Annotated in this window: 20 protein-coding genes; 4 read left to right on the forward strand and 16 right to left on the reverse strand. The window is 46.9% G+C overall.

The genetic code is table 11. The features are described 5' to 3' along the window. Positions 1 to 81: 81 nt before the first annotated feature. From B3850_RS08005 to B3850_RS08015, 3 genes are read right to left on the reverse strand one after another with little or no spacing between them, the layout of a single operon-like run. Positions 82 to 951, reverse strand: a complete 870-nt coding sequence (locus B3850_RS08005) for an NAD(P)-dependent oxidoreductase (protein WP_286875944.1) — start codon at positions 949 to 951, stop codon at positions 82 to 84. Continuing rightward, positions 948 to 1727, reverse strand: coding sequence for a methyltransferase domain-containing protein (locus B3850_RS08010; protein WP_286875942.1), 780 nt, complete (start codon positions 1725 to 1727; stop codon positions 948 to 950). Before B3850_RS08010 ends, B3850_RS08005 begins: the two co-directional genes overlap by 4 nt. An 11-nt stretch (positions 1728 to 1738) precedes the next feature. After that, complete coding sequence (locus tag B3850_RS08015) at positions 1739 to 2500, reverse strand: Nif3-like dinuclear metal center hexameric protein (protein ID WP_286911611.1); 762 nt, start codon at positions 2498 to 2500, stop codon at positions 1739 to 1741. Between the two features lie 139 nt (positions 2501 to 2639). Here B3850_RS08015 and B3850_RS08020 point away from each other — a divergent pair, with 139 nt between their 5' ends. Next, complete coding sequence (locus B3850_RS08020) at positions 2640 to 3056, forward strand: hypothetical protein (protein WP_286875936.1); 417 nt, start codon at positions 2640 to 2642, stop codon at positions 3054 to 3056. 74 nt (positions 3057 to 3130) lie between these two features. Here the strand turns inward: B3850_RS08020 and B3850_RS08025 are convergent, their stop codons facing one another. The 11 genes from B3850_RS08025 to B3850_RS08075 form a co-directional block, all read right to left on the reverse strand. Continuing rightward, positions 3131 to 3388, reverse strand: coding sequence for a DUF3912 family protein (locus tag B3850_RS08025; protein WP_053953854.1), 258 nt, complete (start codon positions 3386 to 3388; stop codon positions 3131 to 3133). A 75-nt stretch (positions 3389 to 3463) separates the two neighbouring features. Next, the gene (locus B3850_RS08030; protein ID WP_286875934.1) at positions 3464 to 3994 is read right to left on the reverse strand and encodes a DUF3833 domain-containing protein; all 531 of its coding nucleotides are present in this window, start codon (positions 3992 to 3994) and stop codon (positions 3464 to 3466) included. Then, the gene (locus B3850_RS08035; protein ID WP_286875933.1) at positions 3994 to 4512 is read right to left on the reverse strand and encodes a chalcone isomerase family protein; all 519 of its coding nucleotides are present in this window, start codon (positions 4510 to 4512) and stop codon (positions 3994 to 3996) included. Before B3850_RS08035 ends, B3850_RS08030 begins: the two co-directional genes overlap by 1 nt. Further along, the gene (locus B3850_RS08040) at positions 4509 to 5009 is read right to left on the reverse strand and encodes a DUF2878 domain-containing protein (protein WP_286875931.1); all 501 of its coding nucleotides are present in this window, start codon (positions 5007 to 5009) and stop codon (positions 4509 to 4511) included. The genes B3850_RS08035 and B3850_RS08040 overlap by 4 nt, the downstream gene beginning before the upstream one ends. A gap of 27 nt (positions 5010 to 5036) precedes the next feature. Then, the gene (locus B3850_RS08045; RefSeq protein WP_286911612.1) at positions 5037 to 6272 is read right to left on the reverse strand and encodes an SAM-dependent methyltransferase; all 1236 of its coding nucleotides are present in this window, start codon (positions 6270 to 6272) and stop codon (positions 5037 to 5039) included. Positions 6273 to 6293: 21 nt separating this feature from the next. Further along, positions 6294 to 7013 carry a DUF1365 domain-containing protein gene (locus B3850_RS08050; protein WP_286875925.1) on the reverse strand — a complete coding sequence of 240 codons (720 nt, stop codon included), beginning with the start codon at positions 7011 to 7013 and terminating at the stop codon, positions 6294 to 6296. Then, positions 7010 to 8284, reverse strand: a complete 1275-nt coding sequence (locus B3850_RS08055; protein ID WP_286875923.1) for an NAD(P)/FAD-dependent oxidoreductase — start codon at positions 8282 to 8284, stop codon at positions 7010 to 7012. Before B3850_RS08055 ends, B3850_RS08050 begins: the two co-directional genes overlap by 4 nt. Beyond that, positions 8285 to 9010, reverse strand: a complete 726-nt coding sequence (locus B3850_RS08060) for an SDR family NAD(P)-dependent oxidoreductase (protein WP_286911613.1) — start codon at positions 9008 to 9010, stop codon at positions 8285 to 8287. It abuts the gene before it with no gap. Continuing rightward, on the reverse strand, positions 9007 to 9441 hold the full coding sequence (locus tag B3850_RS08065) for a nuclear transport factor 2 family protein (RefSeq protein WP_126751381.1): 435 nt from the start codon (positions 9439 to 9441) through the stop codon (positions 9007 to 9009). Before B3850_RS08065 ends, B3850_RS08060 begins: the two co-directional genes overlap by 4 nt. Next, complete coding sequence (phrB, locus tag B3850_RS08070; protein WP_286911614.1) at positions 9434 to 10840, reverse strand: deoxyribodipyrimidine photo-lyase; 1407 nt, start codon at positions 10838 to 10840, stop codon at positions 9434 to 9436. Before phrB ends, B3850_RS08065 begins: the two co-directional genes overlap by 8 nt. Before the next feature lie 12 nt (positions 10841 to 10852). Continuing rightward, entirely contained in the window at positions 10853 to 11821 is a 969-nt protein-coding gene (locus B3850_RS08075) for a YbgA family protein (protein WP_286875945.1), read from the reverse strand. Positions 11822 to 11958: 137 nt separating this feature from the next. On the opposite strand from B3850_RS08075, the gene B3850_RS08080 reads away from it, so the two are divergent. The 3 genes from B3850_RS08080 to B3850_RS08090 all read left to right on the forward strand — a co-directional run bounded on the left by B3850_RS08080 (position 11959) and on the right by B3850_RS08090 (position 13913). Further along, a complete protein-coding gene (locus tag B3850_RS08080; RefSeq protein WP_053953829.1) occupies positions 11959 to 12540 on the forward strand; it encodes an LON peptidase substrate-binding domain-containing protein in 582 nt (193 codons plus the stop codon). Positions 12541 to 12622: 82 nt separating this feature from the next. Then, the gene (locus B3850_RS08085; protein WP_053953830.1) at positions 12623 to 13243 is read left to right on the forward strand and encodes a sigma-70 family RNA polymerase sigma factor; all 621 of its coding nucleotides are present in this window, start codon (positions 12623 to 12625) and stop codon (positions 13241 to 13243) included. Next, the gene (locus B3850_RS08090) at positions 13233 to 13913 is read left to right on the forward strand and encodes a ChrR family anti-sigma-E factor (RefSeq protein ID WP_286911616.1); all 681 of its coding nucleotides are present in this window, start codon (positions 13233 to 13235) and stop codon (positions 13911 to 13913) included. Before B3850_RS08085 ends, B3850_RS08090 begins: the two co-directional genes overlap by 11 nt. Before the next feature lie 26 nt (positions 13914 to 13939). On the opposite strand, the gene B3850_RS08095 is transcribed toward B3850_RS08090, so the two are convergent. Together B3850_RS08095 and pheT are read right to left on the reverse strand one after the other, a co-directional pair. Next, on the reverse strand, positions 13940 to 14233 hold the full coding sequence (locus B3850_RS08095) for an integration host factor subunit alpha (RefSeq protein ID WP_126751387.1): 294 nt from the start codon (positions 14231 to 14233) through the stop codon (positions 13940 to 13942). Between the two features lie 3 nt (positions 14234 to 14236). After that, positions 14237 to 16624, reverse strand: a complete 2388-nt coding sequence (gene pheT, locus B3850_RS08100) for a phenylalanine--tRNA ligase subunit beta (RefSeq protein ID WP_286874867.1) — start codon at positions 16622 to 16624, stop codon at positions 14237 to 14239. Positions 16625 to 16628: the final 4 nt, after the last annotated feature.

Consider the following 16628-nt stretch of genomic DNA (forward strand, 5'->3'; position numbering starts at 1 on the left):
CGCCTCACCCTACTCGATATTGCCAGATGCTCTTTTTTGACATCTCACCTGATGCAGTAGCATCAGGCCACCGCGGTTAGATTATTTTTCCAGGCGGGCCAACAGACTTGAAGTGTCCCAGCGGTTGCCTCCCATTTTCTGAACATCGGCGTAGAACTGATCAACTAAGGCTGTTAACGGCATAGAAAGGCCTTGTCTGTCGGCTTCGTTCAATGCAATTTTCAAGTCTTTGCGCATCCAGTCGACCGCAAAGCCATGCTCATATTCGTTATTCCACATGGTTTTATAACGGTTTTCCATTTGCCAGGAGCCAGCGGCGCCCTGGCTGATAGCCGCAATAAGTTTGTCCGGGTCTAACCCTACCTTGCGCGCAAACTGCAGACCTTCAGATAACCCTTGTACCACACCCGCAATACAAATTTGGTTTACCATTTTGGCCAACTGCCCAGCTCCCGCTTCACCCATCAGCTCACGCGTTTTGGTATAACACGCTAACGCGTCGCTAACTTCGTCAAAAGCAGACTGTTCGCCACCGATCATGGCTGTCAGAACACCATTCTCTGCGCCTGCTTGGCCGCCCGATACGGGCGCATCAAGAAATTGACCACCTTGCTCACGTACCGCTTCGTTAAGCTCTCTGGCCAGCTCTGCTGACGCCGTGGTGTGATCAACCACAGTAGCGCCATTTTTTAGACCACTTAGAATGCCGTCGTCGCCATAAAACACGCTACGCACATCATCATCGTTCCCCACACAGACTAAAACAATATCCGCATTTTGCACCGCTTGTGCCGGTGTTGCACCATACCGCCCCTGATACTCTTCAACCCAGGCTTTTGCTTTACTTTCAGTACGGTTATACACGCAGGTATCAAAGCCTTTCGTTTGTAAGTGTCCGGCCATTGGATAGCCCATAACACCTAAACCAATAAATGCGCACTGTGTTGTCATTGTTCGTTCTCCGGTTTCTTAATCAACCAATGTTGGTAGCGCCCTAAATCGCGATAAGGCGGCTGCTGATTATATTTCAGTTCAATGGCCAGCAGTTCGTCAAAGCGCTGCTGATGTTCCAGGTTTCTCAGATAGTCATGAAAACAGCGAACACCGGTTTTTTGCACAACCTCGAGTCCAAGCTCATTCAGTATGTTTTGAACCTCGTCCGGCACTAACGGATTCTGCGGACTTAACCGTACTGTTTTCTTAACCTTTAACCCTCGTTCTATGTAATCAAAATTACCGTAAATTGCATTAGCAAACAGCTTTGCATTGCGGTTATAGAACATAAGCGAGAGTGTACCGCCCGGTGCTAATAACGTCTTTAATTGGGTTAATGCTGTTTCAGCATCTGGCATCCATTCCAAAACCGCATGACAGAGCACTATTGGGAATTGGTCTTCATTACTTGCTAACGTCGCTAAATCGGCGGTTTGGTAGCGACAGTTATCGGCTGACCCGAGCTCTTCGTGACGCAACCGAGCGGCTTCAACCATCTCTTCTGAAATGTCGGTGTGCAAAACCTCGAAGCCTTTTTCCAAAAACCACTCATTGGCCTGCCCCAGGCCCGCACCGACATCCAGTACCCGACAAGGCTCGCCGTTTAATAGCGGTTGTAAGTCTTCCTTAAGAACCGCCATTCTCAAGCGGCCTTTCGTACTATCGTAAATGTTTTTCGAGAACTTTTTACTGATACCGCTAAAGTCGCCACGCGAACGTTTTTCATTTTTCATTTCCGTTCCGCCTAAGCTGGGCTGTCTATATCAATAAATTGAACGTCCAGGCTAAACTTCTGAGCAATATGCTCACCTAAGGCCTTTGCTCCGTAGCGCTCTGTAGCATGGTGACCGGCCGCATAAAAACCAATTCCTTGTTCGCGTGCACTATGAATGGTTGGCTCTGATACTTCGCCGGTAATAAACGCATCGACACCCAACGCTGCCGCCCGGTCGATAAAGCCTTGCCCGCCACCGGTACACCAGGCTAGTTTCTGAATGGGCCGAATAGGCTCTACCCAGCAGGTCAATGGCCGCTGGAGTTTCTGTTCAAGCTCATTTGCCAGCAACTGCCCTGTCACCGACTCTTTTAAAGAGCCCATAACTAAAGGGCACGCCGGATCATTTGCATCTACCGGCCCTTCCATTTGCCAGCCCATAAGCTTTGCCAGCTGTGCGTTATTACCCACCTCAGGATGAACATCGAGCGGTAAATGGTACGCAAATAAATTAATGTCGTGCTTAAGCAGTTGTTTGATACGTGCTTTTTTCATGCCTGTTATAGGCTCAGGCTCGCCCTTCCAGAAATAACCATGATGCACGAGAATAGCGTCAGCTTGCTCGTCAACAGCTCTGTCAATTAGCGCCTGACACGCTGTCACTCCGGTAATGACTTTGCCTATAAACTCAGAGCCCTCTACCTGTAACCCGTTTGGGCAATAGTCTTTTATCGCCCCGCTGTTCAAATACGAATTCAAATAATGGTGAAGTTCAGAACGCTTAATTGTCATACTGCTTTCTCGTTTAAAAGGCCTGAAAAAACGTTATATTAACGTAAATTAGACAATAATCCGAAAAAACGGTATAAACGAAGTGTGAAGCTTTTTTAAGCAGAGTTTTAAAGTAACCCTTGAATAAAGGAAAATTTGCATGAGCAAACTGGATAAAGAAAAGGTACTGGCAGAATATACCGAAGCTTATGAAAAAGCTCATGGTAAAAAGCCAAAGATTGAAGCAAGTAATGGCTGGTACAGCGTTGACGGCGGTAAAAACGTTCGTCTTGCGCAGTTGGACGAAGAAGCGAAAGCTTTAGCAAAAGGCAAACCGGCTAAAGCTGAAAAAGCATCAGACAAAAAAGCGGCGCCTAAAAAGGCGGCAGCAAAGAAAACCGAAACTAAGTCTGATACTAAAAAGGCTGCGCCTAAGAAAACAGCAGCTAAGAAAGAAGCGCCTAAAAAGCCGGCTGTTAAAAAGTCAAACTCTGGCGGCTTAACAGCAAAAGAGCTGTGGAAGCAGAAGCTGGAAGACAAAGGCACCGACTGTCGTTTACCGCGCGGCTCTGCTTAATTTTTGCTGCTCAGAAACGCAAAAAGCGACATTATTACAATGTCGCTTTTTTAATACCTTGCTCATAGCTAATGCTATAACACGTCGGGGTTTTTACCCGCTACGCGATCAATAGGCACCTTAATTTTACGGTAACGGTGCACTAAAAAATCACTTCGCTTGAAAATTACCTGTTCAGAGCCAAAGTCCGCCTGAGATACCAGGAAACGTTCGTTGTCCATTACCTTGGCAATAATACCCAGCTTTCCCTGATGCGGGCCACGCTTAATGAATACAGTTTGTCCCTGTATACGCGGGTTATTGTAAGTAAATGACGGATAATTAATTGCCACAGCCGATTCCCAGATTACGTTTAACTTACGTGCATTATACGTCTGTTATCGGCTTATGACAGCGTTTCTTAACCTTTATTTTTTACCGATATAAAGCGTGATTTCACCAACCGGAATACCCCACTTATACATATTAGTGCGGTTGATCATATTGTTCTCATCCACTAAATACAGCCAGTCATCAAGAGTTAGAACCAGCGGCTCTCCGTCCATCTCCACCTCTAACTGATACTCCCAGTTAAGAACGTTACCGGCAGTAGTGCCTTTTGCGACGCCTTCGACGTCGTCAGCACGGCCTTCATAGCTGTTTTCACCAGTTTTGGTAATGTACCAAATACGACGCTGCTCGCGGCCATCGGCATAGGTGAAGTATTCATCCAGTTTACCTTCGTTACCGTCCCAGGTTCCGGTCATTTCAACAGTAAAGCGCTGTATCACTTCACCGCTGTAGTCCTGAACCATGCCATAAGACACTAAGTCGCCTTTAAAGAACTCTTCCAGCTTCAAGACGGGCTTAGCTGACTTGTAAGTATCAATACCGGTTGAGCAAGCCGACAACAGCGCAAAAGCGCTGATAAGAAAACAGGTTTTTATGAGTTTAACCATTATTTTGCTCCTACAAGTTCGTTGCGCTCGTCTTCAAAGCGGCTTTCCGGTGACAACCAAATGGCTAAGAACTGGTCAGTAAACACCTGGCTCTCAACTGTGCCTAACAGCTCTTCGCCCTGATAAAACTCGGCATAGCCATTATCACTTTCCACCAGAAGAAGGCAGTCGCCCTCTTTGATATCCGGCCAAATATCTTTCAGCTTCGCCAGCCACTCACCATGCTCCGACGAGTCTAGCTCTAATTTCTGCCACTCTTCTTCTGTGGTTTCGATAAGGTCAGCAGCATCAATATCTCGCAAATAATCCAGTCGAAGCGCCTGACGCTCACTCTTCTCGTACTCACCGGAAGGGCTGTACAACGTGGCGTCATAAACATCCCAGAACAAAACGCTCAGGCGGGTTTCACCAACCTTGGAGAAGTCTCCGGGAACTGACGCTTCACAGCTTGCCGCAAACGCAGGAGTGCTCAATGCGCTCACTAGCAAAGCCGATGCCGCTAGCATAAATTTTCTCATGGCAATACCTCCTTACGTTCGTTAGGCTTGCTCGTCATAAGGTAAACGAAATAACCCATCATCAATGACCAAACAATGGCATAAGTCACGACAGTTATAACGGTTGACTCAATAGCTGCTGCGCCAAATTCAACACCGGTTATGTAGGTAATGGGTCCTGACACCGCCCCAGCCAACAAAGCCAACCAAGTTTTTTTGGCTAACCAGTCGAGTGCGACCGGTGCCATTGCTGAGAACCCCAGCCATAACAAGGCCAGCCATAGCGGAAAGTAACCACCAACAAAATCAATAACGCCCAGACTGATACTAATAGCCTCAAGTAACAGTCCTACAGCAAACAACCGTGCTACGAGAGTCCAGTGAACCTTCCCAATACGCAGGCTATAAACGACCTGTACCAGCACTAAGGCAATTGTCAGCCAGAGGTAGTCACTGCGCCCAAGCACAGCGCTAAACCAAATACCGTTAAACAAAACAAAGCTGATAATTTTGTGCATAAATACCTTCCGTTTCAGCGCCCGGGTTTACAGTTGGCTTTTGTCCGCAACAACTTGTACAACCGATACACGCTTTTCTAAAAAGCCACCTTCACAGTAACTGAAATAATAATTCCACAGCCTTGAAAAGCGCTCGTCATAACCAAATTTGGCTAGTTCTTCGGCTTTTTCATTAAAGTTTTGCGCCCAAATATTCAAAGTTTTGGCGTAACTCAAACCGAAATCAAAAGCGTCTCTGACGACCATGTTGGTGTTTCTTTTAAATAACTGAGTCATCTGGCTCAAAGACGGTAGAAAACCGCCCGGGAAAATATGCTTCTGAATAAAGTCGACCGAACGGGCATAAGCTTTCTCACGTTGGTCCGCTATGGTAATTGCCTGCAGCGCCATTTTTCCATGCGGCTTTAACAGCCGGTTACAGGTTTTAAAGAAGGTCGGTAGATACTGCTTACCAACCGCTTCTATCATTTCAACCGACACCAGCTTGTCGTACTGCCCTTCTAAGTCACGGTAGTCGTTCTTAAGCAGCGTTATTTGCTCTTCCAGCCCTTCTTTCTCAACTCGCGCTTTTGCGTACTGGAATTGTTCTTCAGAAATGGTTGTGGTGGTGACTTTGCAGCCGTAGTTTTTCGCTGCAAAAACCGCCAAACCGCCCCAACCCGTGCCAATTTCAAGCAAGTGGTCGTCTTTTGTCAGCTCTAAAGAGTCGCATAGACGCTTCATTTTGTTGTTCTGAGCGGTGTCCAGCGAGTCACTGTCCGTTAAAAACAGAGCACTGGAATACTGCATCGCATCATCTAAAAACCGAGTGTACAGTTCGTTACCTAAGTCATAGTGAGCCGAAATATTTTTCTTTGCTTGCGATTTATGATTTCGGTTTGACCAATGCTGGTACTTATTGAACGGATACGTCAGCCATGCGAGTCGCGTTTCTAGTGTGTCTAGTGCAGGCAGGTTGCGAGCAAACACGCGAATAACTGAGGTCAAGTCATCGGTTTCCCAACTCTTATCAATATAAAGCTCGGCCGCACCAATGCTTCCACCGGTCACTAAGCGGCGATAAAAGTCCGCGGACAACACGTTAATTGTCGCGCTTAGATCAGAGTTTTTTTCACCAAAACGTTCAATCGTGCGTCCGTTTTCGGCAATAACCAGCTCGCCTTTTTCTAAATGGCTTAATAGTTTAAACGCCACATGGCGAAATTGATTATTCCAAAACCCGCGCTGAGTTCGAGTTTCTAATGCCACCTCACTGCCAGGCATAACGCTTTTCCTTTACTAAGATTATTGTCCTGGATGACCGTAAAACGGTACCCGCTTTATAAATAGCTTTAACGCTTCCCAATAAATACCGCCTATTATTTTTAAAGCCATAACAGGCGTTTTCTTTAATACGCGGTGGATGCCTTCTTGGTTTAGCGGTGAGTGCGATAAATTCATACCGGCGACAAAATCTTTCTCGTTCTGATGCGCACTTATTTGCACAAACAAATTTTCAGCCGGCGGTTTTATACGCCAGTGGTAAGTCATATCGATAGGATTAAACGGAGATACGTGAAACACCTTTTTACTGGTCGGCTCTTTTTCACTTAAGTCGATTAAATAATAATGCCGCTGCAACCAGGGAGTATTACTGACTTCCGCCAGCATATAGGTGTACGTACCCTGCTGCTCGAGAAAATAGAGGTTAACAGGGCTAAAAAACAGTCCAAAAGTTCGAATATTGCCGACAAATACCACGCGACCTTCCAATTTTTCATTGGCCAGTTCGGACATTTTTGCCAGAGCGGCCTGCTGCAAGGTCCCAGGTACTTTTTTCAAATAGTCTTTTCGGCGAAACCATAGCGGTGCAAAGCCTTTGCAGGAGAACCAGCGGCTCAACTTGTGCGCCTCTTCCAGCTCCGACAGGTCTATTGCCCACTGGAAGAATTTGTAATGGAACTCATGCTTTTTAGGCTTGTATCGGGCATGGTATAAGTCCCCCCAGTAAATACCGCTTTTCATTGGTTGGGAACCTGCTCTTTATTCAAGCGATTAACCACATCAAGCGCACTGCGCACGCCATCTTCATGGAAGCCGTTGTACCAGTATGCACCGCAAAAATGTGTGTTTTTCTGCCCGCAAATACGGTTTCTCTGGTTACGGGCTGCCATTGACGCCACAGAGTACTGCGGGTGATCAAAGGTCATGGTTTTTAAGATTTTTTCCGGATCTATCATTGCGGTGTTATTCAAAGTCACGCACAAGGTCTCTTCGCAGTTTATGCCCTGAAGAATGTTCATGTTATAGGTCACAGAGCTGGGTTGTTGTTCAGCACCCTCGTCTGTTCTTAATAAATAGTTCCAGCTCGCCCAGGCGCGCTTTTTCTTCGGTAACAAAGCGGTATCGGTATGCAGCACCACTTCATTCGGTTGATAAGGAATACCACCGAGAATCACTTTTTCATCGTCAGTTGCGTCACCCAGTAATTGCAATGTCTGGTCGCTGTGACAGGCAAAAACAACCTCATCGAAAAACTGTTGCTTGCCGTCAGAAAACGTCAACGTCACCTGATCGGACTGACGCGTGACCGCGGTAATTTCGCTGCCCAAGTGTATACGCTCTGCATAAGGCGCTGTGAGCATGGGAATATAGGCTTTTGAACCGCCAACAAGCGTATGCCATTGCGGTCTGTCGCTCACGTTTAACAAACCATGGTTATTAAAAAAGCGCAGAAAAAAGCCTAACGGGAACAGTTCTGCGTCGGCCAATGTGGACGACCAAATGGCTGACACCATGGGTAGCAGGTAATAGTCCGACACCGCCTGTGGAATATCGTTTTTTCTTAAAAACTCACCCAAAGTGACTTTATCAAGCGTCTCGCTGTCTTGCCCATACGCTTTTTTGGCTGCTTTGTTAAAAGCCAATATACCCGACACCAGACGGTAAAACTTAGGACTGAAAAGGTTACTGCGTTGCGCAAACAGCGTGTTTAAATTGTGACCGTTGTATTCAAGCCCCGATTCGGGGTCAGTCACACTGAAACTCATTTCGGTGTCTCGCCACGCCACTTTTAACTCCCGCAATAACCGCTTAAAGCGTGGATACGTTTTGTCATTAAAGACAATAAAACCGGTATCCACCGCGTACATCGTATTATTGACTTTTACGTCATTAGTGCAGGTGTGCCCGCCAATGCGGTCTCGCTTCTCAAACACACTGACTTCATGTTCTCGACTTAAATAATAGGCACAGGTTAGCCCTGCAATACCACTACCTATAACTGCAATTTTCATTTACTGCTTCCTTGCCATGTATTCGGAAAGCTTCACTTGCATGCCTTCCGGAAGAAGTCCCATAAACTTAAGCATACCACTGAAAAGTTTCGGGAATGCGATATCTCTTTTGTTTTTATCTATGCCGTTAATAATGGCTTTCGATGCCGTTTCTACGGTTACGCGCATCGGCATTTCAAAGTCGTTTGCGTCGGTCATCGGTGTTTTAACAAAACCGGGGGAAACACTTTGCACTCGAATACCGCGTTTTTTCAGATCCACTTCCAGGCTGCGCGTAATGTAGTGCATGGCCGCTTTCGAGCCACCGTAAGCCTGCGCTTTGGTGAATGGCAACAACCGTGCCAAACTATCCACAATGACAAGCTTTGAGCCCTGCCCCATTTTCGGTAACGCCGCTTCCACGCAGTTCATGGTGCCAAATACGTTCACCCGGAATACTCGCTCAAACATATCTGCGTCGAAGCTGTTAGTGTCCAAATACTCACAGACACCGGCACACAAAATAACGCTGTTTAGCGTCTCAACAGTATTCAGCGCTTCTATGGTTGCGTTCTTGTCGGTAATATCGAACGCCAGCGTATCTATAAACTCAGAATACTCCGACTGCACTTCCTCAAGAGCACTCTGGTTACGCCCGCAAACAATGACACGTTCACTTTTTTCGGCATAGTCCAACGCCAGCTGACGTCCAATACCCGACGACGCACCCGTAATTAGAATACTCATTCGCCTACTAGCCTGCTTTTAATTTTATCTATCACGTAGCCCACTAGTGGTACATGTTCATAAAGCATCGCGCCTAAGTCGTAGTAGTCGCGTTGCTCTCTAATTTTGCCGTCTTCAAAGCTAATATAAGACACGCCAGGTAATATCACTTCCATACCATTGCCAATTTTTGGGTGCGAGTAGCGCATCTGCCAGGACAAATATGCTTTATCTTCGCTGACGCACTCGTCGTCAAATGTGAAGTGGCAGTATTCGACGTTCTCCATTGTGCCTTTGAAGTACTCTTTTAAGTCTTCTAACCCAACAACCTGATGAATAGGGTCTGTGAAACTCACCTCGTCGTGATACATGTCGTCCATATCATCAAGGTTGTCGGTTTTTAATTCGTCATAAAATGACTTTAGTGCGTCGACCAACTCTTTGTTATCCATGTTTCACCTGCTTAAAGGTTGCTAAAAAACGTTCGCGAGCAGCTTTGTGCTCGACGATAGGTGGGCAATATTCATTTTGTTGATTCTTACTTAACCACTCATGTGGCCAGTGAATGTGTTTGTCCGGCACACTCTCCAACTCTTTAACCCAATTACGAATGTACGTACCCTGCGGATCAAATTTCTCGCTCTGTTTTACCGGGTTAAATACTCGAAAATATGGCACCGCGTCAGTGCCTACAGACGCACTCCACTGCCAACCACCATTGTTTGCCGGAAAGCTTCCGTCAATTAAGTGTTGCATGAAAAAAGCCTCACCTTTGCGCCAGTCAATGAGTAGGTCTTTGACTAAAAAGTTAGCCGTAATCATGCGTAATCGATTATGCATCCAGCCGGTTTCTTTCAGCTGACGCATACCGGCATCGACAATGGGGTAGCCGGTTTTCCCTTCGCACCAGGCCTTAAACCCTTCATCGTCATCGCGCCATTGAATACTGTCGGTTTCTCTCTGGAAGCTCTCCCCTTTTGACAGTCTAGGCTCAAAGTCCATTAAATGCTGATAAAACTCCCGCCAGGCAAGCTCTGTGAGCCAGGTATCCGGTCCTTCCGGTAAGCCATAAGGAAACTCCGGCGAGAATCGCTGTAATGCTCTAGCTGCGGTCACAGGAGAAATAGCTCCAACCGCAAGGTAGGCAGAAAGTTCAGACGTATGGCGTTGGTCAGGACGGTCGCGCCCCGACTTGTAGGTCTCTACAGAGTGACCAACAAACTGTCCGAGCTTACTCAATGCCGCATCTTCCCCTGCCGAATAGTGCGACGAGTCTTCTGTTTTTAAAGAAATGTTCGGTAAAGGTTCGGCATTAACGTTCGGGAAAGAGTTCGGTTTAAGCGGTGTTACGTCCATTTCCTTCGCTAAAACCGCCCGCCAGCGCTTATTAAAAGGTGTGAACTTTTTATAGTACTCACCTTGCTGGTTTTTAACCATGCCGGGCTTAATTAACAGGTTGCCGTGATGCTGACTTACCTCAACGCCGTCATTCTCCAGTACCGCAGTAACCGCCCTGTCACGATTTTTCTCATCGAGTGCGTATTCGGCATTAAAGTACAGCTTATCGATACTGTGTTCTTTGCAAAACTCCCGAAGCGCCCCACCAGCGTTTGAGAAGCGCCCGGCGTTTTTTATATGCAGTTTAATACCCAGAGCCGACAATTTTTCATTCAACACCTCTAAAGTGCGCCACAAAAAGTCCTGCTTTACAGGCGCCCAATGGTGACGCTGCCAAGTGTCTTCGCACACCAGAAAAATCGCTTCAGGAGCACTCTTTGACTGACATGCAAGGTACAATGCTTCATTGTCCAGTGTCCGCAAGTCACTGCGAAACCAAATTGCTTTTTTCAATGTGCTCATTCCTTACAAACCGTAACGAAGCTTCAAGTCGACTGGATACGGGTTCAGATACCACTGGTTCTCGAGATACTCTTTCGGGAACTCGCGCAGATAGTGTTTGATAAGCGTTAGCGGAGACATTAACGGCAGAACACCTTCACGGTACTGCAAAATAATATCGCTTAGCTCCTCGCGTTGTTGGTGTTCTAAGTCACTCTTAAAATACCCTTGTATATGTTGCAGCACATTAGTGTGGTTACGACGCGATGCCGGCTCTGATAACGCTTCCATTACGTCCCGGATATACTGCGTAGCAAACTCAGCATCGACAGTATCTGCCTCGCCCAGTCGTTTCCCCAGCTCTCTGTAGCGTTGCTGGTTGTGTGCTAATAGCAAAAGCTTGCAGGAACTATGGAAACTCAACAGATTATTCTTCGTTGGTGTGTCCTCAATTTGCTTCCATTGCCCATACACATAAACCCGCATGATAAAGTTTTCGCGTAGATGAGGGTCGTTTAAGCGACCGTCTTCCTCTAGCGGCATGGCCGGATTATTTTCTTGCAGGCGAGAAGCAAAAATGCCCGTGGCTTCTTTACGAGCATGCCCCGTTTCAGGGTCATAAAGCTTCACGCGTTCCATTCCGCAACTGGGTGACTTTGCGCAAAGAATATAGCCGCTCAAATCTTTTGCCTTAATCTGAATTTTGTCGGCAAACTCAGACAGCTTCGTTGTGACTATTTCACCAGTTTTAGGCACTACCGCTTCAACGGTCTCGCTGCCGTCGTTAGCGTGCTTTTCCAATCGAATCGTGGGTCTGGGCACTGGCATGCCAATGCCGACTTCGGGACAAAAACGAACTAAATCAATGTGGCGAGTCAATTCGTCCGTGGCAAACGCTGAACGTTTGTGTCCACCGTCGAACCGTACTTCATCACCCATAAGGCAGGAGCTAATACCAACTTTCAAACGCACTGTGCTTCCCTCTTGTAACATCGTTCCAGTGTTGTGCTGGTCTAATTTACGACGCTTTGTAAAAAATAGTTTCGTTTGTTGTAACAAAAATAGATCCAACTTTGATTTAACGCACGTAGAAGAGGGTAATTCATACGAATTCAACGAAATGAGGTGTTATGTCGTTGTCTAAGCAGTTACCGATTTTTCCCCTCACCTCCCAAGTGTTGCCTGAGGGGCGCATGAAACTGCGCATATTTGAGCCTCGTTACATACGGTTGGTAAAAGACTCGCTTCAGAACGATGCCGAGTTCGTTATTGCCATGTTTGACAACGATAAATCACCGTCAGAGGACGACTACATTCCTCCGTACGGAACATCCGTCAAAATTATTGACTTCGAACCACGTGACGATGGCTTATTGGGTATTACGGTTGAAGGACAAAACCGCGTTCGCATTCTCGGACACTGGTTAGAGTCAGACAATCTTCGGGTCGGCAACGTTGAGTACTTGCCGCCATGGCCACAAGCGGAACTTCCGGAAACCTGTAAAAACTTAATGGAGAAGCTTCAGGAGGCTTACGAAACCTACCCTGAATTGTCTGAATTATTGCCTAGCTTAAATTATGAACGCCTTGACTGGCTTTGTTCTCGCTGGCTTGAGATTCTGCCACTCGATACAGAGACGAAACAAACCTTAATAAAAGAGGAAAACTGTCTAAAAACGAAGGAATATTTGCTAGACTTAATGGGCAAATAAATAAATTTCTGTCATCGAGTGATCTGAATACTCAGGTCGTAAGTATTAATTAGTACATTGTGGAAAGATAGCAGGTCTAATTATGCAGATGGTGTCAGGAAGAACATCGACCCGGGGGTCTATGAATACCACCCAAACAGACGCTGCAGAACGTGCAGCGGAACTGCTTGCAAGTATAGCGGAAACGCGAAGTCGAGCGGCATTTAGTGAGCTGTTCCGACATTTCGCGCCTAAACTGCAATCTTACGCAACACGGCAATTTGGCAATGAACAAACCGCCATGGACCTGGTTCAGGAAACCATGACTAACGTTTGGCATAAAGCTCATTTGTTCAAGCCGGACAAAGGTTCGCCGTCAACTTGGATATTCACCATTGCGCGTAATATTCGTTTTGACCTTTTACGCAAAAATAAAAAGCGTAAGGACGACATCAGTGCCGATGATCTTTGGCCTATTTTGTCAGAGCAAAACGATAATTTAGATGATGGTTACAGTCTGGATAACGATGTGTTGATGCAGGAAATTTCGCAATATTATGCGCAACTTCCTGACGCTCAACGTGTTGTTATTGAGAAAATTTACATTGAAGGTAAGTCGCAGCAGGAAGTATCTGATGCGCTTGGCGTGCCTTTAGGGACTATTAAATCCCGAACTCGGTTAGCACTTAAGAAATTAAAAGAGTTGATAGTAAATGATGATTAAATCGCACCCGGGCGAAGGCCTTTTATATCAATACGCTGCAGGTGATCTCAGCGCAGCGATGACGATAGTCGTAGGGACTCACGTCGATATGTGTAAAGCATGTCGTCGGACGGTGTGCGACATTGAACAAAAGCTGTGTGAGGACAACCTCGACACTATTGTTAATGTGGCCAGCAACGCAATGACTAAAAGTCAGTGCGACCAAATGTTGGAAGCCATTTTCGAGTCGTCTGCCTGCAGTAAGCTTGAAAACGAACCTAACGAGACGTTGTACCTTGAAGGTCGCCGTTTCACCCTGCCCCGAACTTTGGCTCATAACAGCCACCGTATTGGCGAATGGTCGAAGTTGGTTGGTAAATTGTGGCGTGCACCTTTGACTCTGGACAACGGTAATCAGACGAACCTGATTTACATGGCGCCGGGCGCCAAAGTGCCAGAGCACACTCATAAAGGCAAAGAAGCGACACTTGTATTGGATGGTGTGTTCAATGACGAGAAAGATGAGTACAAAGATGGTGATTTTGTGCTGCTGGATCCGTCTAAAACACATACGCCTGAAACTCAGGAGCAAGACTGCCTGACTCTGGCAACGCTTGATGCCCCGCTGCACTTCACTTCTGGTATCAGCAGACTGCTAAACCCGTTCAGCAGCTTGTTCTTTAGAGCTTAACTGCTTCCATAAAAAAGAGCCTGATTTTACTCAGGCTCTGCATTTTCTACACGACTCTTAAATTTCTGTCCTGGTTTAAAGCTCACCACACGGCGAGCTTTAATTGGAATTTCTTCACCCGTTTTAGGGTTTCTTCCCGGACGTTGGCCTTTAGTTCGCAGCTCAAAGTTACCAAAACCTGATAATTTAACCTGCTCACCACTTTCCAAAGCAGCGCGTATTTCCTCAAAAAATTCTTCAACAAGCGCTTTAGCGTCTTGCTTACTAATACCGTGTTTCTCGAACAGGACTTCCGCCAATTCTGCTTTGGTTAGCGCCATAGTTTAATCCCTCAGTGTTGCATTAAACTCACTTTTTAAGGTCTCTACAAATTGAGTCATTATTTCGGTAACGTCTGCCTCTTCTAACGTTTTATCGGCATCCTGTAATGTTACAGACAATGCCAAACTACGTTTGTTCTCCGGCACACCGTCACCTTCGTATACATCAAACAAGTTTAGGTCAACTAACTGTTTTACGCCAATATTTTCCATCGCAGCTAAGAGTTCACCCGCCGCAATATGCTTATCAACGATAACGGCTAAGTCACGACGAATACTCGGATAACGCGACACAGGCTGCGCTGCCGGAATACGACGTACAGCTATTGCGTCCAGCTCAATTTCAAACACAAAAGCGCGCTGATTTAAGCCTAGCGCCTTTTCATGCTGTGGGTGCAAAGCGCCCATGAAGCCGACTTTACGTTCACCTTTATAAATTGCCGCAGACTGCCCTGGGTGCAGTGCATCGTGCTGGTCAGCCACAAAGCGGAACAAATGCGCCTCGCCTGTTTTTTCCAATAAAGCTTCAACGTCGCCTTTTACATCGAAAAAGTCGACAGCACGCTCACCTTCTGACCAGTGTTCAGTATGTGCTTTTCCGGCACGAATACCGCCAAGCACCGGTTCCTGACGAACGCCATTTTCAGCGCTTTCATCTGGAATAAAACGTAAGCCTGTTTCGACAAACGCCAATACTGCTTGCTGACGTTTCTGGTTGTGCGCAACAGCACCAGCTAGCCCAGGCCAAAGGCTGACACGCATAGACGACATATCGACCGAAATTGGGTGCGGCAAGGTTAATGCTGCGGTTTCGTTAAACAACATGGCCTGATGCTTAGGATCAACAAAGCTGTAAGTAATGGCTTCCTGATAACCGCGCTCAACAAGTGCATTCGTTAAGGTATGGCGGCTAACCGAAGCTTCTTTGCGATCAGTCATGCGAAGCTGTGCCGCCGGCGCCGCTGCCTTAATCGCATTGTAACCGTACACACGCGCCACTTCTTCAATTAAGTCTTCTTCAATGGCAATGTCAAAACGATATGACGGAACCTGAACCTGCCATTCGCCGCTGTTATAGGTTGCTTCCAGACCCAGACGCTGAAGAATCTCTGTTACTTCGTCATCAGCAATTTGCACGCCCAGTACTTTGGCCAAACGAGCGCTGCGTAATTTGACGTTAGCCCGCTCGGGCAGGTGCTTCTCAGACACAGACTCAGTAACTGGCCCTGCTTCGCCGCCGCAAATATCCAGCAATAACTGCGTTGCACGCTCCATAGCAGTACGTTGCAATTGCGGGTCAACACCTCGCTCATAGCGGTGAGATGCATCCGTGTGCAGGCCGAAGCGACGTGCTTTACCTAAAATAGCGTCCGGCGCAAAAAACGCACTTTCTAAGAAAATGTTTTTGCTTTCAACAGTCACACCACTGTCTTTACCACCGTAAACGCCTGCCATTGCTAAGGCTTTTTGCTCATCGGCAATAACCAGAACATCGTCATCGAGCTCCACTTCTTCACCGTCTAGCAGCGTCAACTTCTCTTTCGCTGCAGCCAAACGCACATGAATATCGCCTTGCAGCGTATCTAAGTCGAACGCGTGCATTGGGTGGCCCAACTCAAGCAATACGTAGTTGGTAATATCCACCACAGGGTCAATACTACGGATGCCGCTACGACGCAGCTTTTCACTCATCCAGATAGGCGTTGGACGTGACACATCAATACCTTTAATGACACGACCTAAGTAGCGCGGACATTGCTCCGGCGCGTCTAAATGAATCGCCTTTTGCTCATCAATTTTTGCTGCTACGTCGTTAATTTCGGGCTCGTTAACATCCAATCGATTCAATACACCCAGTTCACGAGCTATACCACGAATACTTAAACAGTCACCGCGGTTTGGCGTTAAGTCGATATCGATACTGTGGTCTTCAAGGCCTAAATACTTTCGGTAATCTGTGCCAACCGGTGCGTCTTCCGGCAATTCTATAATACCTTCATGGTCGTCAATTAAGCCCAGCTCTTTGAACGAGCACAGCATACCGTGCGACGGATGCCCACGTAGTTTCGCTTTTTTAATTTTGAAGTCGCCCGGCAGAACTGCGCCAACCTTAGCGACAACCACCTTAATACCCTGACGACAGTTTGGCGCACCACACACAATGTCTAGCAACTCGCCGTCGTTGGTGTTCACTTTGGTAACCTGCAACTTGTCCGCATCGGGGTGAGGACCACACTCGACTACTTCACCCACCACAACTGTGTGGAAGTCTGCTGCAACTGGCTCAACGCCGTCGACTTCAAGGCCAGCCATGCTCAGCTGCTCGCTAAGCTCGTTGCTGTCTACGGCTGGGTTAACCCACTCTCTTAACCACTGTTCACTTAATTTCATGCTG

The organism is Idiomarina sp. UBA4520 (assembly GCF_002388365.1).
Classification (GTDB): domain Bacteria; phylum Pseudomonadota; class Gammaproteobacteria; order Enterobacterales; family Alteromonadaceae; genus Idiomarina; species Idiomarina zobellii.